Annotated in this window: 16 protein-coding genes and 13 tRNA genes; all 29 read right to left on the reverse strand. The window is 40.7% G+C overall.

The genetic code is table 11. From position 1 onward, the window contains the following. Positions 1 to 209: 209 nt before the first annotated feature. Complete coding sequence (locus tag H7T99_RS09725; protein WP_037604044.1) at positions 210 to 641, reverse strand: hypothetical protein; 432 nt, start codon at positions 639 to 641, stop codon at positions 210 to 212. After that, on the reverse strand, positions 634 to 1,062 hold the full coding sequence (locus H7T99_RS09730) for a hypothetical protein (RefSeq protein ID WP_037604045.1): 429 nt from the start codon (positions 1,060 to 1,062) through the stop codon (positions 634 to 636). Before H7T99_RS09730 ends, H7T99_RS09725 begins: the two co-directional genes overlap by 8 nt. Positions 1,063 to 1,072: 10 nt before the next feature. After that, positions 1,073 to 2,620, reverse strand: a complete 1,548-nt coding sequence (purH, locus tag H7T99_RS09735) for a bifunctional phosphoribosylaminoimidazolecarboxamide formyltransferase/IMP cyclohydrolase (protein WP_037604046.1) — start codon at positions 2,618 to 2,620, stop codon at positions 1,073 to 1,075. Between the two features lie 75 nt (positions 2,621 to 2,695). Next, complete coding sequence (gene purN, locus H7T99_RS09740) at positions 2,696 to 3,244, reverse strand: phosphoribosylglycinamide formyltransferase (protein WP_037604047.1); 549 nt, start codon at positions 3,242 to 3,244, stop codon at positions 2,696 to 2,698. Between the two features lie 184 nt (positions 3,245 to 3,428). After that, positions 3,429 to 4,451 (reverse strand): phosphoribosylformylglycinamidine cyclo-ligase, encoded by a 1,023-nt coding sequence (gene purM / locus H7T99_RS09745; RefSeq protein ID WP_013989890.1) that lies wholly within the window; start codon positions 4,449 to 4,451, stop codon positions 3,429 to 3,431. Between the two features lie 169 nt (positions 4,452 to 4,620). Next, positions 4,621 to 6,060: an amidophosphoribosyltransferase gene (purF, locus tag H7T99_RS09750; protein WP_037604049.1), complete on the reverse strand. Its 1,440-nt coding sequence runs from the start codon at positions 6,058 to 6,060 to the stop codon at positions 4,621 to 4,623. Between the two features lie 155 nt (positions 6,061 to 6,215). Continuing rightward, on the reverse strand, positions 6,216 to 9,941 hold the full coding sequence (locus H7T99_RS09755; protein WP_037604050.1) for a phosphoribosylformylglycinamidine synthase: 3,726 nt from the start codon (positions 9,939 to 9,941) through the stop codon (positions 6,216 to 6,218). A gap of 66 nt (positions 9,942 to 10,007) precedes the next feature. Next, entirely contained in the window at positions 10,008 to 10,715 is a 708-nt protein-coding gene (gene purC / locus H7T99_RS09760; RefSeq protein WP_037599463.1) for a phosphoribosylaminoimidazolesuccinocarboxamide synthase, read from the reverse strand. 250 nt (positions 10,716 to 10,965) lie between these two features. Next, positions 10,966 to 11,211 (reverse strand): phosphopantetheine-binding protein, encoded by a 246-nt coding sequence (locus H7T99_RS09765; RefSeq protein WP_037604051.1) that lies wholly within the window; start codon positions 11,209 to 11,211, stop codon positions 10,966 to 10,968. Next, positions 11,211 to 12,215: a phosphate acyltransferase PlsX gene (plsX, locus tag H7T99_RS09770; protein WP_037604052.1), complete on the reverse strand. Its 1,005-nt coding sequence runs from the start codon at positions 12,213 to 12,215 to the stop codon at positions 11,211 to 11,213. The genes H7T99_RS09765 and plsX overlap by 1 nt, the downstream gene beginning before the upstream one ends. A gap of 211 nt (positions 12,216 to 12,426) precedes the next feature. Further along, positions 12,427 to 13,200 (reverse strand): DNA repair protein RecO, encoded by a 774-nt coding sequence (gene recO, locus H7T99_RS09775; RefSeq protein ID WP_037604053.1) that lies wholly within the window; start codon positions 13,198 to 13,200, stop codon positions 12,427 to 12,429. Then, entirely contained in the window at positions 13,187 to 14,362 is a 1,176-nt protein-coding gene (locus tag H7T99_RS09780; protein WP_037604055.1) for a pyridoxal phosphate-dependent aminotransferase, read from the reverse strand. Before H7T99_RS09780 ends, recO begins: the two co-directional genes overlap by 14 nt. A gap of 91 nt (positions 14,363 to 14,453) precedes the next feature. After that, entirely contained in the window at positions 14,454 to 15,419 is a 966-nt protein-coding gene (locus tag H7T99_RS09785) for a ribose-phosphate diphosphokinase (RefSeq protein ID WP_002886286.1), read from the reverse strand. Between the two features lie 211 nt (positions 15,420 to 15,630). Next, a complete protein-coding gene (locus H7T99_RS09790; RefSeq protein WP_037604056.1) occupies positions 15,631 to 17,127 on the reverse strand; it encodes a CHAP domain-containing protein in 1,497 nt (498 codons plus the stop codon). Positions 17,128 to 17,211: 84 nt separating this feature from the next. Next, positions 17,212 to 17,736: a rod shape-determining protein MreD gene (gene mreD, locus H7T99_RS09795; RefSeq protein ID WP_037604057.1), complete on the reverse strand. Its 525-nt coding sequence runs from the start codon at positions 17,734 to 17,736 to the stop codon at positions 17,212 to 17,214. Between the two features lies 1 nt (position 17,737). Further along, complete coding sequence (gene mreC, locus H7T99_RS09800) at positions 17,738 to 18,568, reverse strand: rod shape-determining protein MreC (RefSeq protein WP_014633751.1); 831 nt, start codon at positions 18,566 to 18,568, stop codon at positions 17,738 to 17,740. Between the two features lie 58 nt (positions 18,569 to 18,626). Next, positions 18,627 to 18,714 (reverse strand) — tRNA-Ser (locus tag H7T99_RS09805). A gap of 4 nt (positions 18,715 to 18,718) precedes the next feature. Continuing rightward, positions 18,719 to 18,792, reverse strand: a tRNA-Ile gene (locus H7T99_RS09810). Between the two features lie 33 nt (positions 18,793 to 18,825). Then, positions 18,826 to 18,896 (reverse strand) — tRNA-Gly (locus H7T99_RS09815). Positions 18,897 to 18,905: 9 nt separating this feature from the next. Then, positions 18,906 to 18,978 (reverse strand) — tRNA-Phe (locus H7T99_RS09820). Positions 18,979 to 18,981: 3 nt separating this feature from the next. Next, positions 18,982 to 19,055 (reverse strand) — tRNA-Met (locus H7T99_RS09825). Between the two features lie 9 nt (positions 19,056 to 19,064). Beyond that, a tRNA-Ser gene (locus tag H7T99_RS09830) sits at positions 19,065 to 19,154 on the reverse strand. A 19-nt stretch (positions 19,155 to 19,173) separates the two neighbouring features. Beyond that, a tRNA-Ile gene (locus H7T99_RS09835) sits at positions 19,174 to 19,247 on the reverse strand. 16 nt (positions 19,248 to 19,263) lie between these two features. Then, a tRNA-Met gene (locus H7T99_RS09840) sits at positions 19,264 to 19,337 on the reverse strand. 5 nt (positions 19,338 to 19,342) lie between these two features. Then, positions 19,343 to 19,416: transfer RNA gene (locus tag H7T99_RS09845), tRNA-Pro, on the reverse strand. A 6-nt stretch (positions 19,417 to 19,422) separates the two neighbouring features. Then, positions 19,423 to 19,496, reverse strand: a tRNA-Arg gene (locus tag H7T99_RS09850). 14 nt (positions 19,497 to 19,510) lie between these two features. Beyond that, a tRNA-Leu gene (locus H7T99_RS09855) sits at positions 19,511 to 19,596 on the reverse strand. A 6-nt stretch (positions 19,597 to 19,602) separates the two neighbouring features. Further along, positions 19,603 to 19,674 (reverse strand) — tRNA-Gly (locus H7T99_RS09860). A gap of 6 nt (positions 19,675 to 19,680) precedes the next feature. Then, positions 19,681 to 19,753 (reverse strand) — tRNA-Thr (locus H7T99_RS09865).

The raw sequence follows: 19,753 nt of genomic DNA on the forward strand, positions 1-19,753 counted from the left end.
CCTTCGATGCGCACCCGCATAGCGGGTGGTTTATCTGTTTCGCACCTTCGGAGCGAAACGGACTTAAAGTCACATAATAAAAAAGCCCAGCGGATGCTGAGCTCTTAGGAGATTTATGAAAAAGAAAAGTTTTTTAGGATGGTATTAGTATAGTTTGGGTAGCTTAAAGGAAACTTAATGTTCAAATAAGTCTATCAACATATCTTTACTTACTTCAAAACAGATATGAGAATTCCACCACAAAATATTACAATTATTGCGGCTCTAAGTATCGGATTGTTTATAAATATTATAATAAGGCACACATATATGAGAAGTAGAACTAAAAAGAAAATAAATGCTAGCATAGAATAGCCACTTACATATCTAAAGTGTGTTATTATGAACCAAACTAACAAGGTAGCTAATGCAGCTAATACAACAGCCAATGATAAATATTTCCAAGCTCGTCCACCATCATAAAGCATAACATTTACACTTTGAGCAATCTCTCCATTGCCTCCGATACTCTCCAACTGATGATTAAACTTATTTAGATTGATAAGATATAGTACTACCAACAATGAATAGCCAACCATAGCTAAAATTTGAATTGGAATCTCGCGCCAGATTTCTTTAAAAAATTCCTTAATTTCACCCATTATCACTATTCCTCTGCTCTGATTCACTTTTTAACAAAACAAACTTTAAACTAATTACTCTTTTGTAGATAAGGATAGGTATTACTATAATAAGAATTAATGATATATAAAAAGTAAGAGAACCAAAGACAAGATTTATTGCTTTGGAAGAATTGATATCTTTATCACTCACTTTTTTTACAAATACACACCAATGACTCAAGATAGCCAATGGGATGGTAAAAATCCACTTACCATCCAAACTATTCATAACCTTATTACGACTTTCTACCTTTTTAAATTCACAATCTAACGCTGCATTATCCAGATTGCTTATCCAATTTTTATATCTATTCGTATTAAATAATTTTTTTAGCGAATGTACTAACTTGTGAAAAATAGTAGTAAAGTAAGATTTTAAAAGTTGACTATTGTTTGACAATCATATCTCCTTAATGACGGAAGTGACGAACGCCTGTAAAGATCATTGTCAAACCATGTTTATCAGCCGCTTCTATTGACTCTTGGTCACGGACTGAGCCACCTGGTTGGATGATAGCTTTAATACCTGCTTTAGCGATTTCTTCCACGTTATCTGCAAATGGGAAGAAGGCATCTGAAGCAAGAACAGCACCATCAAGACGGTCTTTAGCTTGCTCAATGGCGATACGGACTGAAGCCACACGGTTAGTTTGACCAGGGCCAACACCAAGTGTCATGTGGTCGTTAGTCACGATGATACCATTTGATTTGACGTACTTGATAGCTTTCCAAGCAAACTCAAGAGCTGTCGCTTCTGTCTCAGTTGGTTGGCGTTTGGTAACCACTTGCCAGTCAGCTGGACTTTCTTTAACAACGTCTTGGTTTTGAACGAGGAGACCACCAACAACACCAGTGTATTCTGCTTCCACTTCGCTAGCATCTTGAGCGTCAAATGGCAACTCAAGGATACGCAAGTTTTTCTTCTTGGTTGTCAAGATTTCAAGAGCTTCGTCTGTGTAGCTTGGTGCAATGATGATTTCAAGGAAGACACCGTGCATTTTCTTAGCTGTCGCAGCCTCAACTTCACGGTTGAGGACTACAATACCACCAAAGATTGACACTGGGTCAGCTTCATAAGCGTAGTCCCAAGCTGTTTCAATGTCATCAGCTTGACCGATACCACATGGGTTCATGTGTTTGAGAGCCACAACTGTTGGACGGTCTTTGAAATCACGGATGATACGGATAGCAGCATCAGCATCACGGATATTGTTGAATGACAATTCTTTACCGTTAAGCTGTTTAGCTGAAGCAATTGAGTAAGCCGTTGGCAAACCTTTTTGGTAGAAGTCTGCGTCTTGTTGCGGGTTTTCACCATAACGCATTGGTTGCTTGAGGTCATAAGTCAAAGTGAGTTTTTCAGGTTTTGTTTCACCCACTTGAGCTGTGAAGTATTCTGCAATCAAAGCGTCGTATGAAGCTGTGTGACGGTATACTTTCGCTGCCAAACGTTGGCGAGTTTCGTAGCTTGTTTCGCCGTTTGCTGACAATTCATCAAGAACAACAGCATAGTCAGCAGGGTCTACAACAACTGTCACGCTAGCATGGTTTTTAGCTGCTGAACGAAGCATTGATGGACCACCGATATCGATGTTTTCAACTGCGTCAGCGTAAGTTACGTCTGGTTTGAGAATGGTTTCCTTGAATGGATAAAGGTTTACCACAACAAGGTCAATCAATTCGATATTATTGTCCTTAGCCGCTTGAAGGTGGCTATCGAGGTCACGACGAGCGAGGAGACCACCGTGGATATTTGGGTGGAGAGTCTTCACACGTCCGTCCATCATTTCTGGGAAACCAGTCACATCGTCAATGGCGATAGTGTCTACCCCAGCATTGTCAAGGGCAACCTTGGTACCACCTGTTGAGATGATGTCCCAACCGAGTTTTTTGAGTTCTTGGGCAAATTCAACGATGCCCGCTTTGTCTGAGACTGAAATAAGTGCTCGTTTAGTCATTTTCTTTCTTTTCCTTTTTTAAAAAAGTTCTTTATCTGCTACAGTCGAAAATTTTCTTTCAGCTCTAGCACTTTCTTATTTTCTCGCTACACCCAAACTATCCAACACTTCTGGATAGAGTTTGTACTCTGCTTCGTGGATGCGAGTTTCGAAAGTATCAAGGGTATCACCTTCAAGGCGTGGCACACGGACTTGTTTGATGACCTTTCCGGTATCAACGCCAGAATCCACCCAGTGAATGGTCACACCAGACTGATCCACGCCAGCATTCCAAGCATCCTCAATACCATGAGCCCCTGGAAATTCAGGGAGATAAGCCGGGTGAATATTGATAATACGGCCTTCGTAAGCTGCTAGCAAGGTTGGGCCGACGATTTTCATATAACCGGCCAAACAAACCAAATCAATCTGGTGATCATCCAAGAGTTTGACGATAGCTTCTTCATAAGACGCTTTATTGTCAAATTCCTTGAGTTCAAAGGCATGGCTAACCACATTAAGATTCTTGGCACGTTCCAAGACATAGGCATTACGGTGATCTGAAAAAACAAATTCTACTGGAAATTGTTCCGCAATCACCTGAAAGTTTGAGCCGTTGCCAGAGGCAAAAACAGCAATCTTCATATTCGATACAAAGGGACGTTTCGGCTAGCCGAACAGTTTCGTAGAAAAATAGGAAATCATTGCTGGGTGCTTGCACACAAAATGATTTCTCTTTTTTCCTAGAAAATGAGTCCCGTGTTCAGTTAGGCTTACTAACCAAACACTCCTTTCTACAATTTCTCCGTACAAAATGGTGATAGCACCATTATTTAATCACCACACTAGCGCCATCTTTCTTCACAATACGACCGATTTCATAAACAGGTTCGTCAAGAAGTTCTTTGACACGTTCCACATTTTCCGGTTTAACCGCAAGCATGAGACCAATACCCATGTTGAAGATTTCAAACATTTCTTCGTGTTTGATTTCACCATATTTTTCAAGAGCTTTGAAAATTGGAAGAACTGGCACTTTGCTTTCGTCAATTTCAGCAGCCAAGTCATCTGAGAACATACGTGGCACATTTTCGATGAAACCACCACCTGTGATGTGGGCAATTCCATTCACCAATTCTTCTTTGATGAGTGGCAAAGCCGCTTTGACGTAGATACGAGTTGGTTCAAGAAGAACGTCTTTAAGTTTTTTGCCTTCAAGTTCTGGGAGAACTTCTTCACCTGTGTAATCCGCAAAGACACGACGCACGAGTGAGTAACCGTTTGAGTGGATACCGCTTGAGGCAAGTCCAAGAAGCACATCACCTTCAGCCACTTTTGAACCGTCAATGATTTGTGATTTTTCAGCGATACCTACTGCGAAACCAGCCAAGTCATAGTCGTCTTCACCGTACATACCAGGCATTTCAGCAGTTTCACCACCGATGAGGGCGGCACCAGCCTGCACACAACCTTCAGCCACACCAGCAACGACCTGTTCCAATTTAGCTGGTTCATTTTTACCAGTTGCTACGTAGTCAAGGAAGTAAAGGGGCTCAGCACCTGCAGCGATAATATCGTTAACACACATAGCCACACAGTCTTGACCGATAGTATCGTGTTTATCGTACTTGATAGCAAGCATGAGTTTAGTACCGACACCATCTGTACCTGAAATCAAAACGGGCTCTTTGACACCTGTTTTTGAAAGGTCAAACATACCACCGAAGCCACCGAGAGCTCCCATGACACCTGCACGCTCTGTACGGGCAACATGTTTTTTGATACGTTCAACAACTTCATAACCTGCTTCAACGTCCACACCCGATTGGGCATACGCATTTTTATTTGTCATTTGTTTATTCCTTTTCTTTTTTCGAGAAAAATACTAGTCAGGTCTCCAGCTTTGACTCCATAGGGCAAAGCGTCTACTGACAAATGCTTTAGCTTTTAGTCAGTAGTGAGACGTGGAGCGTAAGCATTTTTAGACATAATTTTTTCCTCTTTTTTCTTCTGCACTGCTCTTAATAGAAAGAAGTGTGTTCTTTCAAACTTTCCAAATAGCGTTCTTCGTAGTCATACAATGGTGTTGGATATTTACCATCAAAGTAAGCCACACAAAGGCCACCGTTTGGTGCATCTGTGTCAATTCCAATAGAATCAATCAATCCATCAATAGACAAGTAAGTCAAGCTATCCGCTCCAATGATTTCGCGTGTTTCCTCAACTGTATGATTGGCCGCAATCAATTCCTTACGTGTTTGAATATCGATACCGTAGAAACATGGGTAGGCAAGGGCTGGGCTACCGATTGCTACGTGGACCTCTGTTGCTCCTGCTTCTTTTAGCAAATTAACGATACGACGTGATGTTGTCCCACGTACAATAGAGTCGTCAATCATAACCACACGTTTTCCTTTAACAACACCTGATACGGCAGAGAGCTTCATACGAACCCCTTGCTCACGCAATTCTTGTGTTGGTTGGATAAAGGTACGTTGGGTGTATTGGTTTTTAATCAAGCCCATTTCATTTGGCAAGCCTGATTCTTCCGCAAATCCCATGGCTGCGCTAAGTGATGAATTAGGCACACCAACGACAATATCTGCTTCATGTTTGAACTCACGTGCCAATTGAGCACCCATACGTTTACGAGCTGTATGGACATTGACCCCTTGGATATTTGAATCAGGACGGGCAAAGTAGATATACTCCATCGAACAAACAGCCAATTGCGTATCCGTTGTATAGGTATCGTAAGTGATGCCATTATCATCGATGATAACAACCTCACCTGGATTTACATCGCGAATCCACTCTGCTCCAACCACTTCAAAGGCACAGGTTTCAGATGAAACCACAATAGCTCCATTGGCCATCTTACCAATAGAAAGGGGACGGAAACCATTTGGATCCAAGGCCGCAATTAGCTTGTCCTCAAGCATGAGGAGGTAAGCAAATCCACCTTTAACAGTGTTCAAGGCTTCTTTCACCTTGCCCATAAAGGATGGGTTGTGGCTACGACGAATCAAGTGAGCCAAAATTTCTGAGTCAGATGTTGAGTTAAAGATTGCCCCATTTTTTTCCAACTCACGTCTAAGTGACTCTGCATTGGTCAAGTTCCCGTTGTGGGCAAGTCCAAACTGATTGTCATAAAACTTAAACAAGAAAGGTTGAATATTATCTACAGAAGCTTCACCAGCAGTCGCATAACGAACATGACCGATAGCAGCCGTTCCAGTTAGCTTGTCCAAGTTGGCTGGATCACGGAAAACTTCTGAGAGAAGCCCCATATCACGATGACGCTTCAATTGACCCGCATCATTTGAGAGAATCCCTGCTCCCTCTTGACCACGGTGTTGGAGACTGTGAAGTCCGAAATAAGTTAATTTGGCAGCATCCGGGTGACCCCAGATACCAAAAACACCACATTCTTCATTAAGAGATTTAACTTCGTATGTCATTTTTTATACCTTTTATTTTTGATATTTCCCTAATGTTATGCAAACGAAAAACGGTTCCTCGACTCTCATTCCACTAATGTGAACTTAAGTTTTCAAGCTCTTTAAAACTACTGCTACATTGAAAAATATCATTACTGAGTGCACTTGACACTCTATTATTTTCCAGTAAAGTATTTAACCGCTGACGCAAAGAGGTGTTGGTCTTTATTTCCTGGAATATTTTGGAAGAGACCCTCTTCGAAACGTTCTGAGTGACCCATCTTACCAATAATTTGACCGTTCTTGCTTGTGATACCTTCGATTGCATTGACAGATCCGTTAGGATTGTATTTAGAATCCATGCTTGGTTTACCTTCGAAGTCAACATATTGGGTAAAGATTTGACCATTGTCACGAAGCTCTGCAAATTCCTCAGCTGTCACGACAAATTTACCTTCACCGTGTGATACTGGGATGGCATGGATGTCACCAACTTCTACTCCAGCAAGCCATGGTGAGTTCGTGTTGGCAATACGTGTTTCAACCATCTTAGCCACGTGTTGGTTGGCATCATTGTAGAAGAGTGTTGGACTCGTGCTGCTTGCATCTTCAAAGTTACCGTATGGAAGAAGACCTGATTTAACAAGGGCTTGGAATCCGTTACAGATACCAATAATCAAACCACCACGTTCGATGAAGCTATCAATAGCTGCACGTACTTTTTCATTGAGCAAGATGTTAACGATAAATTTAGCTGATCCATCTGGTTCATCCGCTGCTGAGAAGCCACCTGCAAAGAAGATAATGTTAGCTTTTTCGATATTGTCAACCATGATGTCAACAGACTTGACAATAGCTTCTTCATTAAGTGTTACAAATGGTACCAAGTTAACTTTTGCACCTTCTTTTTCAAAGGCCTTAGCTGAATCGTACTCAGAGTTAGTACCTGGGAATACTGGAATGTAAACCACTGGTGTCTCAACTGTTTCTTTAGCTTTAATCACAGCATCTGATGCCACAGCTGGTACTTCTTCCAACTCAGTTGCTTGTGCAAATTCCGTTGGGTAAACCTCTTCCAATTTACCTTGGAAGGCACTGTCAAGTTTGTGTCCATCAAGCGTTACACCATTGACAGTAAGTGTAAAGTCAGCTGCTGTTTGTCCAATCTTGGCAACACCTGAAATCTCTTCCGGAGATGTGAAGACGAATCCACCCAATTGAGCTGTCAAGGCAGTCTCAATATTTTCAAGGGTTACAGTGGCACCAATATGGTTACCAAATGTTGCAAGGGCAAGTGCTTCAACCACACCACCATATTTGACAGCTGATGCAGATGTGACTTTATGGTCAGCTTGGATGGCTTCAAACTTAGCAAAGTTAGACTTGATAAGATCGAAGTCAATTTCTTGTGCCAAAGCTTGACCAGGAATGTAGTAAATATTTTCACCCGCAGCTTTGAATTCTGGAGAAAGAACCTTACGGCTATCTGCAGTTGTTACCCCAAAAGCAACCAAGGTTGGTGGTACTGTCAATTCTTCAAAGGTACCAGACATAGAGTCTTTACCACCGATAGATGGCAAACCAAGTTGAATCTGAGCTTCGATTGATCCAAGGAGAGCTGATACTGGTTGACCAAAGCGCTCTGCTTGTTTATCCATACGCTCGAAATATTCTTGATAAGAGAAACGAGCCTTAGACCAGTTTGCACCAGCAGCAACCAAACGAGCTGTTGCTTCGATTACTGCATAGGCAGCGCCATGATATGGAGACCATTCTGCTACATAAGGGTTGAATCCTTGCGCCATAACAGAAGCAGTTGTTGTCACGCCATGTTGGACTGGCAATTTCTGTACAGAAGCTTCCGTTGGTGTGATTTGGTAGCGACCACCGAGTGGATGATTGACTGTTGAACGACCAACTGAACTATCAAAGATGGTTTGTAAACCTTTTTGACTGGCATGGTTAAGGTCAGCCAAGACTTCAAGAGTATCAGCTTCAAGGGTTTCAGCAGATGTTTGACGTTCTTCTGGAAGCTTGACATCCTTGTCAACCACCTTAGCATCTACAACCACACGTACACCGTTTGTATCAAGGAAACGACGTTCCAAATCAACGATGGTTTCACCATTCCAGTGCATGACAAGATTTGGTTTTTCAGTCACTGTCGCAACAACAACAGCATCAATATTTTCTTTGTTACATTCAGCAACGAAGGCATCTACATCTTCTGGACGAACCACTACGGCCATACGTTCTTGAGATTCAGAGATGGCAATTTCTGTACCGTTCAAACCTTGGTATTTCAATGGCACTTTGTCTAGATCAATTTCAAGACCATCTGCCAATTCACCGATAGCCACACAGACACCACCAGCACCAAAGTCATTTGATTTCTTGATCAGACGAGTCACATCCCCATTACGGAAAAGACGTTGAATCTTACGTTCTTCGATGGCATTCCCTTTTTGAACCTCAGCACCAGCTGTTTCAACAGATTCAACCGTTTGAACTTTAGAAGAACCTGTCGCACCACCGACACCATCACGTCCAGTCTTACCTCCGAGCAAGATAATCACATCACCTGCTTCAGGTTTTTCACGGACAACATTTTCCTTAGGAGCCGCACCGACAACGGCACCTAGCTCCATACGCTTAGCAACGAAACCTGGGTGGAAGTATTCACGAACATAGGTTGTTGCAAGACCAATTTGGTTACCGTATGAAGAATAACCGTGAGCCGCTGTTTTAGAAATCACTTGTTGTGGCAATTTACCAGCACGAGTTTCAGCAATTGGTGTTGTAATATCACCAGCACCTGAGATACGCATGGCTTGGTAAACATATGAACGACCTGACAATGGGTCACGAATGGCCCCACCGATACAAGTAGCAGCCCCACCAAATGGTTCGATCTCCGTTGGGTGGTTGTGGGTTTCGTTCTTGAACATGAGAAGCCATGGCTCTTTCACACCATTGACATCCACTTCAATTTCAACAGAGCAGGCATTGATTTCATCAGACACTTCCATGTCGTCCAAACGACCATTGGCACGCTCATAACGACCAAAAATAGTCGCCATATCCATCAAGGTTTGAGGTTTTTCGGTACGTCCCAACTCATCACGCATGGCAATATACTTGTCATAAGTCGCTTGCAATTGTTTTTGGAATTTAGAAGCTGAGAAGTCGATGTTTTTCAACTCAGTCTCGAAAGTTGTGTGACGACAGTGGTCAGACCAGTAAGTATCCAACACCTTAAGTTCAGTCTCAGTTGGTACACGACCAATAGACTTGAAGTAATCTTGAATGAACAGAAGGTCATCCACTTCCATGGCCAATCCTTGCTCTGCCTTATACTGTGCAAAATCTTCTGCTGTATAAGTTTCAAAGAAATCCAAACTTGGAATGGTCTTGTCAGACTCAGAGAAATCCTGTTTAGCAATGCCAACAGTGATGTCTTTGAAACGAGAATCCACTGGGTTCAAGAGGTAGTTTTTGACAGCTTCCAACTCATTCGCATCAATATCCTTGTTAACCAAGTAAAGTTGCGCTGTGTTCACCGTTACATCATTTGAACTACCAAGCAAAAGCAAAGCTTCCTGTGAAGATGCCGCACGTTGGTCAAATTGACCAGGCAAACTTTCGATAGCAAAGAAAGCATACTTCTCAAGATCAGCCTTAACCGCAGCTTCATCCAAAACAGTATCGGTCACTTGCTCAGAGAAGATGTGTTTTTCCGCACGCGCAAACAAGTTCTCTGCCAAATTAAATACATCGTAAACTTGAACAATACGAAGATCATTCAAAGTTTTCAACTGAAGATTATGCTTTAATTCTTTTACTAAAGAGTGAGATTTCACACGAAAATCAGCTTTTTTCTCAACGAAAATACGTTTATCCATTTTATTTCCTTTATCTATTTCTACTTAAAGATTGTAGTGAAGACCAAGTATTCTATTTGTAAAAGGCTACTTCAATCCTTGTAATTTTTCCAATACAACTTCATAAACATCTGTCAAGCTACCAAGATCACGACGGAAGACATCCTTGTCCATATGGTGCCCTTCAGCATCCCAAAGGCGGCAGTTATCTGGTGAAAATTCATCTGCCAAGATAATTTTGCCATCCTTATCAAAACCGAATTCCAATTTGAAGTCAATCAAACGAAGACCAATTTGTGCAAACCAATCTTTCAGCAATTCATTGATACGACGCGTTTCTTCCTTGATATAAGCAATTTGTTCATCATTGGCAATATCCAAAAACTTCACATGCTCGTCATTGATGAATGGGTCATCCAAATCATCGTTCTTATAGTAAAATTCAACGATAGGAGTTTTCAAGTCCAAACCTTCTTCCACGCCAAAACGTTTAGAAAAAGAACCCGCAGTCACGTTACGAAGAACAACCTCCAAAGGAATGATTTTCACTTTCTTGTTGAGTTGTTCTGTGTCAGAAATACGTTCGATAAAGTGAGTAGCTACACCCGCAGCATTCAATTTTTCAAAAATAAGAGACGAAATCTGATTATTTAGCACACCTTTTCCTTTAATAGTCTCCTTACGAGCACCATTAAGCATGGTTGCCTGGTCCTTATAGACCGACTTAATCACATTTTCGTCTTCTGTACTATAAATATCTTTAGCTTTCCCAGTATAAATCAGTTGGTTTGACATGGAATTGTTCGCCTTTCAAGTTTATTCGTCTTAATTATACCACACCAAAATCCAAAAACCAACATATAGCAAACTTTATTACTTGAGTAAAAAAATAACGTTCGTATTTTAGTTCTTTTTTAGAGTTTCTTAATAAATAATGTATAGAAAAAAGGAGTGTGACAGAACTAAATCCATATAACATTTAGTTTCTTGCCTCACTCCAACAAAATAACAATCGTATAGTACACAATTATTATGTCTAGCTTTCTTATTCTTTATTCAATTCCTCAGACAAATAGTCCAACAAATCAGCTACCTTAACCATATGGTCAATAGTATCATCGGAAATCTCAAGGTCGAACTCATCCTCCAAATTAATAATGAATTCCATAAGCTCTATGGAGTCCACACCTAAGTCATCTAATTTGGTAGATTCGGTTAAAACAATGTCCTCTTTACCCATCTGCTCTTGAATAACGAGCTGCATTTTCTGAAGAATTTCTACTCTACTCATCAGTTAGCCTCCTCTTTCGGACTAAAGGCTTCAACTAGCTGCTCAACAACCTTAGTATCAAGCATCGTACGAACCTGCTTAATGGTGTAGTAAACTGCCTTAGCATCACTAGATCCATGACATTTTACTACAGGAGCTTTAAGACCAAAGAGAACCGCACCTCCGGCGCTAGAGTAATCCATAGTCTCTTTCATACCTTTTAGACTATCCTTCAATAGGAAGGCACCTAACTTAGCTTTAAGACCACCATTCATGATAGCTGACTTAAGAGTCTTCATGGCACCAAGTCCCGTTCCTTCAATTGCCTTAAGAACTGCATTTCCTGTGAAACCATCAGCGACTACTACATCAGCAGCTCCTGACATAATTTCACGTGCCTCAACATTACCAACAAAGTTAATACTTGCCTCCTTAGATAGGAGTTCAAAAGCCTCCTTACGAAGACTATCCCCCTTTGTTTCCTCAGTCCCATTATTAAGGAGACCTACACGAGGGTTGGCAATGCCACGCACATTTTTAGCATAGAAAGATCCTAAAATAGCATATTGATGCAAATGACTAGCTGTATTTTCCGCATTTGCACCTAAATCAAGCATATCAAAGGGTTGACCAGTAAAACTTGGCATTGTTGACATAAGACCTGGACGCTCAACTCCCTTAATACGTCCGACCACGAAGAGACCTGCGGCAAGAAGGGCACCTGTATTTCCCGCAGAAATCACGGCACCTGCTTTTTTCTCCTTAACAGCTTGTGCACCTAAGACCATTGAAGCTTTTTTCTTCTTGCGAATAGCTTTAGCTGGCTCATCATCCGAATTTATCTTTTCATCAGTATGCACAATGCTCACACGTTCATTCGCTGTCAAATAAGTCTTGATTTTAGCTTCATCACCATAAAGCTGGATTTCAATATCTTTGAAATCTGCTATAGCTTGGTTGACTCCCTCTACAATTGCTTGTGGCGCATTATCGCCACCCATAGCATCTACTGCAATTACATGCATAGCATTCTCCCTCTCGTCCTCTGCCATAAAAAACAAACTCAGATTTCTTTCAATAAAATATTAGGTAACTAAAATAGACTAGTTCACTGTTTCTAGCAGAGTCTTTCAGCTTATTATCTTATTATTATAGCACGAACTGACCTGCATTTTAACCCCTGAGACTGAAAACCATTACTTTCCTGTTTCACGTGAAACAAAAAGAAGATAATGTCTAGTCAGCACTATCTTCTTTATTCATAATATGGCCCCAAGAATTTAGATTATCAATAAACTTCTTACTTTTAAGATGTATTCCAACATAATTATCATAGAGGTCATCGATAAAGTATCGTAGCTTTCGTTTCATGTCATCCTTAACAGATATGCTTCTCAATTCTTCAAAGGAAAGCCCCTGAAAACGATCTAAAAGATAAGGCACATTAGGGTCCAAGTGACTACGCCTTTCATCCTCTGCATAGTGATTTGGACAAAGTAGCCCCGAGAACTTAAACGAGAAATCAAAAGGAAGGCCTACACGATGACAAAAGACACACTCGTGAAAATTCAAGCGTACGCCGAAACGGTCTAAAACCTGAATCTCAAAGATATTAGTCAATATTTCATGATCCAAGCCTTCTTCCATTAATTCAAGCGTCTTCTCCAAGAATACAAATAATTGCGCATCTGTCACACCATCAGCAATAGTAGCATCTGTCAATGCAGCCAAATATGTCGCATAAGACAGCTTGAAAATATCGCTTGTAATTTCCTTGAAGGATTGTGCCTGGCTATAATCTTCTATGAAAGATAGACCTTCATCATTTACAGTCATCATGAATTCAGCGATGGTCAAAGGTTGAATGACAGCACTTAATTTACCTGCCCCACCACCTCTAACAAAAAACATCCGTTTACCAGCTTGCTCGGTAAAAATTTTAACTAGTTTATCATTCTCACGATAATTACGATTGAAGAGGACAAGCCCTCTACTCTCAAGCTTCTGCATGTTCTTCCATAAACTCTTTCAAACGAGTCATAGCTGTTTCAATAGTACCCATGCTAGCCGCATACGACAAGCGAACAAAGCCTTCGCCATACTTCCCAAAAGCGACCCCTGGGATAATCGCAATAGCTTTTTCACGAGCAAAGTCTTGGCAGAACTTAAAGGAGTCTTGAGTATACCCTTCTGGAATCTTAGCAAAGATGTAGAAAGCACCATCAGGTTTAATAATTCTGAAACCAAGTTCAGTCATTTTTTCAAGAATATAATCACGACGCTTCAAGTACTCAACTTTCATTGGTTGGGCATCATCCTTACCAGCAGATAAGGCTTCAATAGCTGCAAATTGTGCCATTGTTGCTGCAGCTGTTACCAAATATTGGTGACTCTTAATCAACTGAGCCGTCAAGACTGCAGGTGCGAAAATCAAACCAATACGCCACCCTGTCATCGCATGAGATTTAGACAAACCATTAATCAAAATCGTTTGTTCCGGCAAATACTCAGCAATAGATACATGGTGATCCACATAAGTTAGCTCAGAGTAGACTTCATCACTAACAACAAAAATATCGTATTTTTTCAGAACTTCAGCCAGATCTTTAATCTGTTGACGTGAGTAGGTCACACCGGTTGGGTTGGTTGGGTAGTTAAGCAAAACGGCTTTAAGCTTATCTCCCTGCTCCAAAATTGCCTTTTCTAACATCTCCGGAGTCAAAACAAAATCATTAGCTGTTGTATCAATTTCGACAATTTCAGCACCAACTAGATTTGCAATCGGCTCATATCCAGGATAGGCTGGTGCAGGTAAAAGAATCGTATCTCCTGGCTCCAAAATAGCAGTCAATGTTGCAGAAAGGGCTTCTGTAGCTCCAATAGTCACCAAAATTTCATTATCTGGGTTATAAGTAAGATTGTATTTTTCCTTAACAAACTCCGCAGCTGCCTGACGTAAGGCAGGAAGCCCTGCCATACCTGTATAGTGCGACTGGTTAGCATCAATAGCAGCTTTAGCAGCCTCTTTTACATGATCTGGAGTTGTAAAATCAGGTTCACCAAGTGTCAACTTTTTGATCCCTGGTACATCTGAAATTGATTGGTCAAACTGACGAATCATTGAAACTTCAATCTTATCTAAATTTTTATTAAAACGTTGTGTTAAATCCATCACGGTCACCTCTTTGCAATTATGCCTTACATTATATCAAAAACTCAAACGCATTTAAACACCAAAAAAGCTAGCCTAGGCTAGCTTTAGTCTATTTATGGCCCATTTCAAACAAAGGTGACAATGGACGTTTTTCATGAATACGAATAATTGCCTCTGAAATCAAATCAGCAATTGAAATTTGTTCAATTTTATCAATCAAACGTTCTTCTGGAAGATAAATCGTGTCCAATACGACAAGCTTCTCAATAGCAGATTTTTGAATATTATCAAGTGCTGGACCTGACAATACAGGGTGAGTACATGAGGCATAAACATGAGTTGCACCAGCTTCAGCAAGCGCATCCGCCGCATGACAGATTGTACCCGCAGTATCAATCATATCATCAATCAAGATACATGTTTTACCTTCAACGTTACCAATAATATTCATAACCTCAGAAGTGTTCATTTTATCAACACTACGACGCTTATCAATGATTGCAATTGGTGTTTTCAAACATTGAGCAAGTTTTCGTGCACGAGTCACACCACCATGGTCTGGAGAAACAACAACAACATCATCTCCAGTAAGACCAGCACGATCAAAGTAATCTGCGATAAGTGGTGCACCCATCAAATGGTCTACAGGAATATCAAAGAATCCTTGAATTTGAGAAGCATGGAGGTCAACTGTCAAAAGTCGATCAACACCTGCAACCTCAAGCATATTAGCAACCAACTTAGATGTGATTGGTTCACGTGAACGTGCCTTACGGTCTTGACGTGCATAACCATAATAAGGCATAACAACACTGATCGTTTCTGCACTTGCACGTTTTAGCGCATCAACCATAATCAAGATTTCCATCAAGTTATCATTTACAGGAGAGCTTGTAGATTGAAGAATAAAAACGTGATGACCACGGATAGATTCTTCAATATTAACTTGAATCTCACCATCTGAAAATTCACGAACACTTGATTTTCCGAGTTCAATACCCATTTTATCAGCAACTTTTGCTGCTAATTCCTGGTTAGACGATAAAGCAAACAACTTCAAATTCGTATAAGACATGATTTCCTCCAAAATATCTACTAAACCATTCTACCTTTTTTTAGATTGATTTTCAATGCAAAATAAATGGTGTCACAGTAACTTAACAAGACTAAAAAGATTTAACCTTAGCTACGACATTTTCCCAGCTAAAATCAGCTCCACAAAGTAAAGAGATTTTCCCGTAAAATAAAAAGGATTCGAGAAAATTCGAATCGCTTTTTTGTGTTCATTATGGGTAAATATAATATACAGAACCACCGTGAGCTGAAGATGTTGGATCAAATGTACCACGGTAGTTACCGATTGACATGTTACCAGCATAGTTTGATTCCATAACTTGAATTGAATTTGAACCTGATGCTGATGTTACGTAAGCTACGTGACCATAACCACCACCATCATTTGGCCAAACCGCAATTGCACCGGCTACAGGAGTCGTACCAACTGAGTGACCAGCTGCTTGTGCGCTAGCAATCCAGTTTTTAGCATTACCCCAGTAATTACCAACCCATGAAGCTAATGATTTAGCACCCCAAGTACATTGACCAACTGGATATGTATTAGGAGTTGATGCTGCTGATACTTTAGGTGTTTCAGCAGCAGGAGCTGGTGGTTCTGAAGCTGCAGGTGCTTGACTTGTTGGTGCTTCAGATGTTGCTGCAGGTGCTTCTGAAGCTGCTGGAGCAGCTGATTCTGGTTGTGCTTCAGATGTTACTGGAGCAGCAGGCTCTTGTTGTGCCTCTGACGCAGCTGATTCTGGCTGTGCTTCAGATGTTGCTGGAGCAGCAGGCTCTTGTGTTGCTTCTGAAGTTGCAACAGTTGGCTCTTGAGTAGTTTCTGAAGTTTCTGATGAAACCGGTTCTTGTGCTACTTCTGAGGCTGTCGCTGTTTCTGAAACAGTAGCTTCAGAAGGTTGAGCTACAGCTTCTGAAGTTGCTGCCGCCTCTGATTGAGCTACAAATGCTGCCGCTTCTGAAGATGCTACTGCTTGTGCTGCTGCCTCTGATTCTGCAATTGCTTGAGACTGAGCAACTGATGCTGCAGTTGAAGCTGCCACAGCTTCTGCAGTTGATTTAGCAGAAACAAGTGATGTTTTTTCATCTTGTGCTGTAGCCAATTCTGCAGCCAAAGTAACTTGTGCTGCTTCTAGTTCAGCTTGTTGAGTTGTCAAACCAGCTTCTGTTGTTTCAAGCTCAGCTTTATTAGTTGCAATTTCATTAATAGCAGCTTGGTTTTGTTCTTGCTTAGCAGCAAGCTCTTTTTGATCAGACTCTTGTTTTGTCAACATGTCATTATTAGCCGTAACAACTTTTGAAATAGCTGTGATACGAGTAATAGCTTCAGAGATTGACTTAGAGTTCAAGATAGAGTTGATGTAGCTAGTCGCAGTGTTATTTTGTTGAGCACTACGAGCTTGTTTCGCCAAAGAATCTTGACGAGCTACAATTTTACTTGATAATTCTTGAATTTCAGATTCCAAATCTGCTGATACTTTTTCAAGTTCAGCATTTTTAGTTTCCAAATCTGATTTTTGTGTTCTAAGTGTAGATACTTGAGATTGGATTGTAGCAACTTGCGCTTGTGCAGTCTCTTGTTGAGAAGCAAGGTTACTAATTGCGTTATCTGCAGCAGCGATTTGCGAATCATAATCCTCTGCATGTACTGATGCAGCTGCTGATAAGGTTACACCACTTACCAACACTGCTGAAAGAATACGTTTTTTCATAATATAAAATACTACTCCTTTTCGATAAGACCTTCTTATTGTATCAAAAAATGGCGCAAACTTTGTTACGCCAATATTACAGTTCTATTTAAATCTATCAACTGACAGATACAAAAATAATTTTTCAAGAATAGGTTTAATAAAGATAAAGATCAAAAGATTAAACACTATACTAGGACTTAGTTGATAAATAATAAAATCCGTCACAGACTCATTGGAGAAACCATAGAATAAGGCAAAGCCAAAATTTATGGCATCAAAGAGAAATAAGAATAAAAACATTAACAAAAAATCAACATAGGTATTTCTCTTAACAATTCGACCTAGCTGAGTTAACAGATAGCATAACAGTGGCAAAGTTAGAATTACTATACCAACTGTTTTGAAATAATAAGTATCATAAAGAAATCCAAAACAAACAAGGTAAAGAAAGGAATACTTATTTGGAAAATCAAGGGTTAAGATAAAAATATAAATAATGAAAAGATGAGATGATAGAAAAAATTCAGGAGATAAATAATGATTAAGTATCATCGAAATATGACCATCCCATAGAAAAGGAACAATACTCAGTAAGAAAGGAATAATAGAATACTTGGATAATTTCATATTATTTACCATCTCCAACTAAAGTAACATAAGAAATTTTATCAAAATCAGCATAAGGTTTTACCAAAATCGTACGATTTCCTTCATAATCACTCACAGAGTCTACAGTACCAATTGGAACATCCTTTACTGATACATCATCAAGACCACTTGTAACTACTTCAGTGCCAACCTTAACGTTAGAAGATGAATTGAGTTGTGTCATCTCTAACAGCTTCTTTTTATTATCATAACGAGATATAATCCCGAAAATCTGGTTATCATCCTCTGATTTGACGCTAGAAGCAAGGTAGCTATCACTAGAACTACTAGAAAGTAAAGAAATAGTAGTAGTATCATCATATACCTTAGTTACAAAACCAATTACTCCACCATTAGAAGTTGCTAGCATAGACTTACTAACATTCTTAGACTTACCAACATTAATCGTTAACTCTTTTAACCAAGTCACAGAAGGACGCATGGAAACTTCAGCAGTGAGAACATTATCACGACTTAGCTTGTCCGAAAGATTAAGCGAAGCTCTTAAAGAATCATTCTCTTCTTGCAAGTTAGAAATAATAGATGATTGATTTTCTAAATTCGATAAAGATTTTTTTAAATCTCGATTCTCATTATAAGTTGATAAGAGATCAGAAATAACATTATGAGATTTTGATAAAGCAGTAAATGGAACTGAAACCACTGAGTCTACTTTGGTAACAAAACCCGAAACATTAGACGAGATATCCTTCGTTAATTTTTTATTAGTAAAGACAAAAGAAAAAAGCATTACAAAAAATAGAATAATAATAAACCCATAAAGAAGAAAACGATAAAAACTATTTTTCATTTTGTCACCTCAAAAAAAAGAAAACGAATTATCTAAAAGATAATTCGTCATAATACTACGGAGAATGGGGGATTCGAACCCCCGCGCCAGTTACCCGACCTAACGATTTAGCAAACCGTCCTCTTCAGCCTCTTGAGTAATTCTCCAATATGGGCACGAGTGGAATCGAACCACCGACCTCACGCTTATCAGGCGTGCGCTCTAACCATCTGAGCTACGCGCCCAAGCTAAATGCTTGGTTATTTGTTTCCAAATAAAGCGGGTGACGAGAATCGAACTCGCGACAACAGCTTGGAAGGCTGTAGTTTTACCACTAAACTACACCCGCTTAACAAAATGGCGCGAGACGGAATCGAACCGCCGACACATGGAGCTTCAATCCATTGCTCTACCAACTGAGCTACCGAGCCATATTGCGGGAGCAGGATTTGAACCTACGACCTTCGGGTTATGAGCCCGACGAGCTACCTAGCTGCTCCATCCCGCGTTAATTATAAGGAGGATGTGGGATTCGAACCCACGCACGCTTTTACACGCCTGACGGTTTTCAAGACCGTTCCCTTCAGCCGGACTTGGGTAATCCTCCAAATATTATAATTAATATATGGACCTTGTAGGACTCGAACCTACGACCGCTCGGTTATGAGCCGAGTGCTCTAACCAGTTGAGCTAAAGGTCCAAGAAATCCATATATATAGCGGCGAAGGGGATCGAACCCCCGACCTCCCGGGTATGAACCGGACGCTCTAGCCAGCTGAGCTACACCGCCATAAATCGGGAAGACAGGATTCGAACCTGCGACCCCTTGGTCCCAAACCAAGTGCTCTACCAAGCTGAGCTACTTCCCGATAAAATGCACCCTAGAGGAGTCGAACCTCTAACCGCCTGATTCGTAGTCAGGTACTCTATCCAGTTGAGCTAAGGGTGCTCATTCTTATATTATGCCGAGGACCGGGATCGAACCGGTACGAAAGTTTCCTTTCGCAGGATTTTAAGTCCTGTGCGTCTGCCAGTTCCGCCACCCCGGCTCCTCAAGCGAACGACGGGATTCGAACCCGCGACCCCCACCTTGGCAAGGTGATGTTCTACCACTGAACTACGTTCGCATTTTATGCCGGCTACATGACTTGAACACGCGACCCTCTGATTACAAATCAGATGCTCTACCAACTGAGCTAAGCCGGC

This window comes from Streptococcus sp. 17.1, from assembly GCF_016648655.1.
Lineage (GTDB): Bacteria > Bacillota > Bacilli > Lactobacillales > Streptococcaceae > Streptococcus > Streptococcus salivarius_E.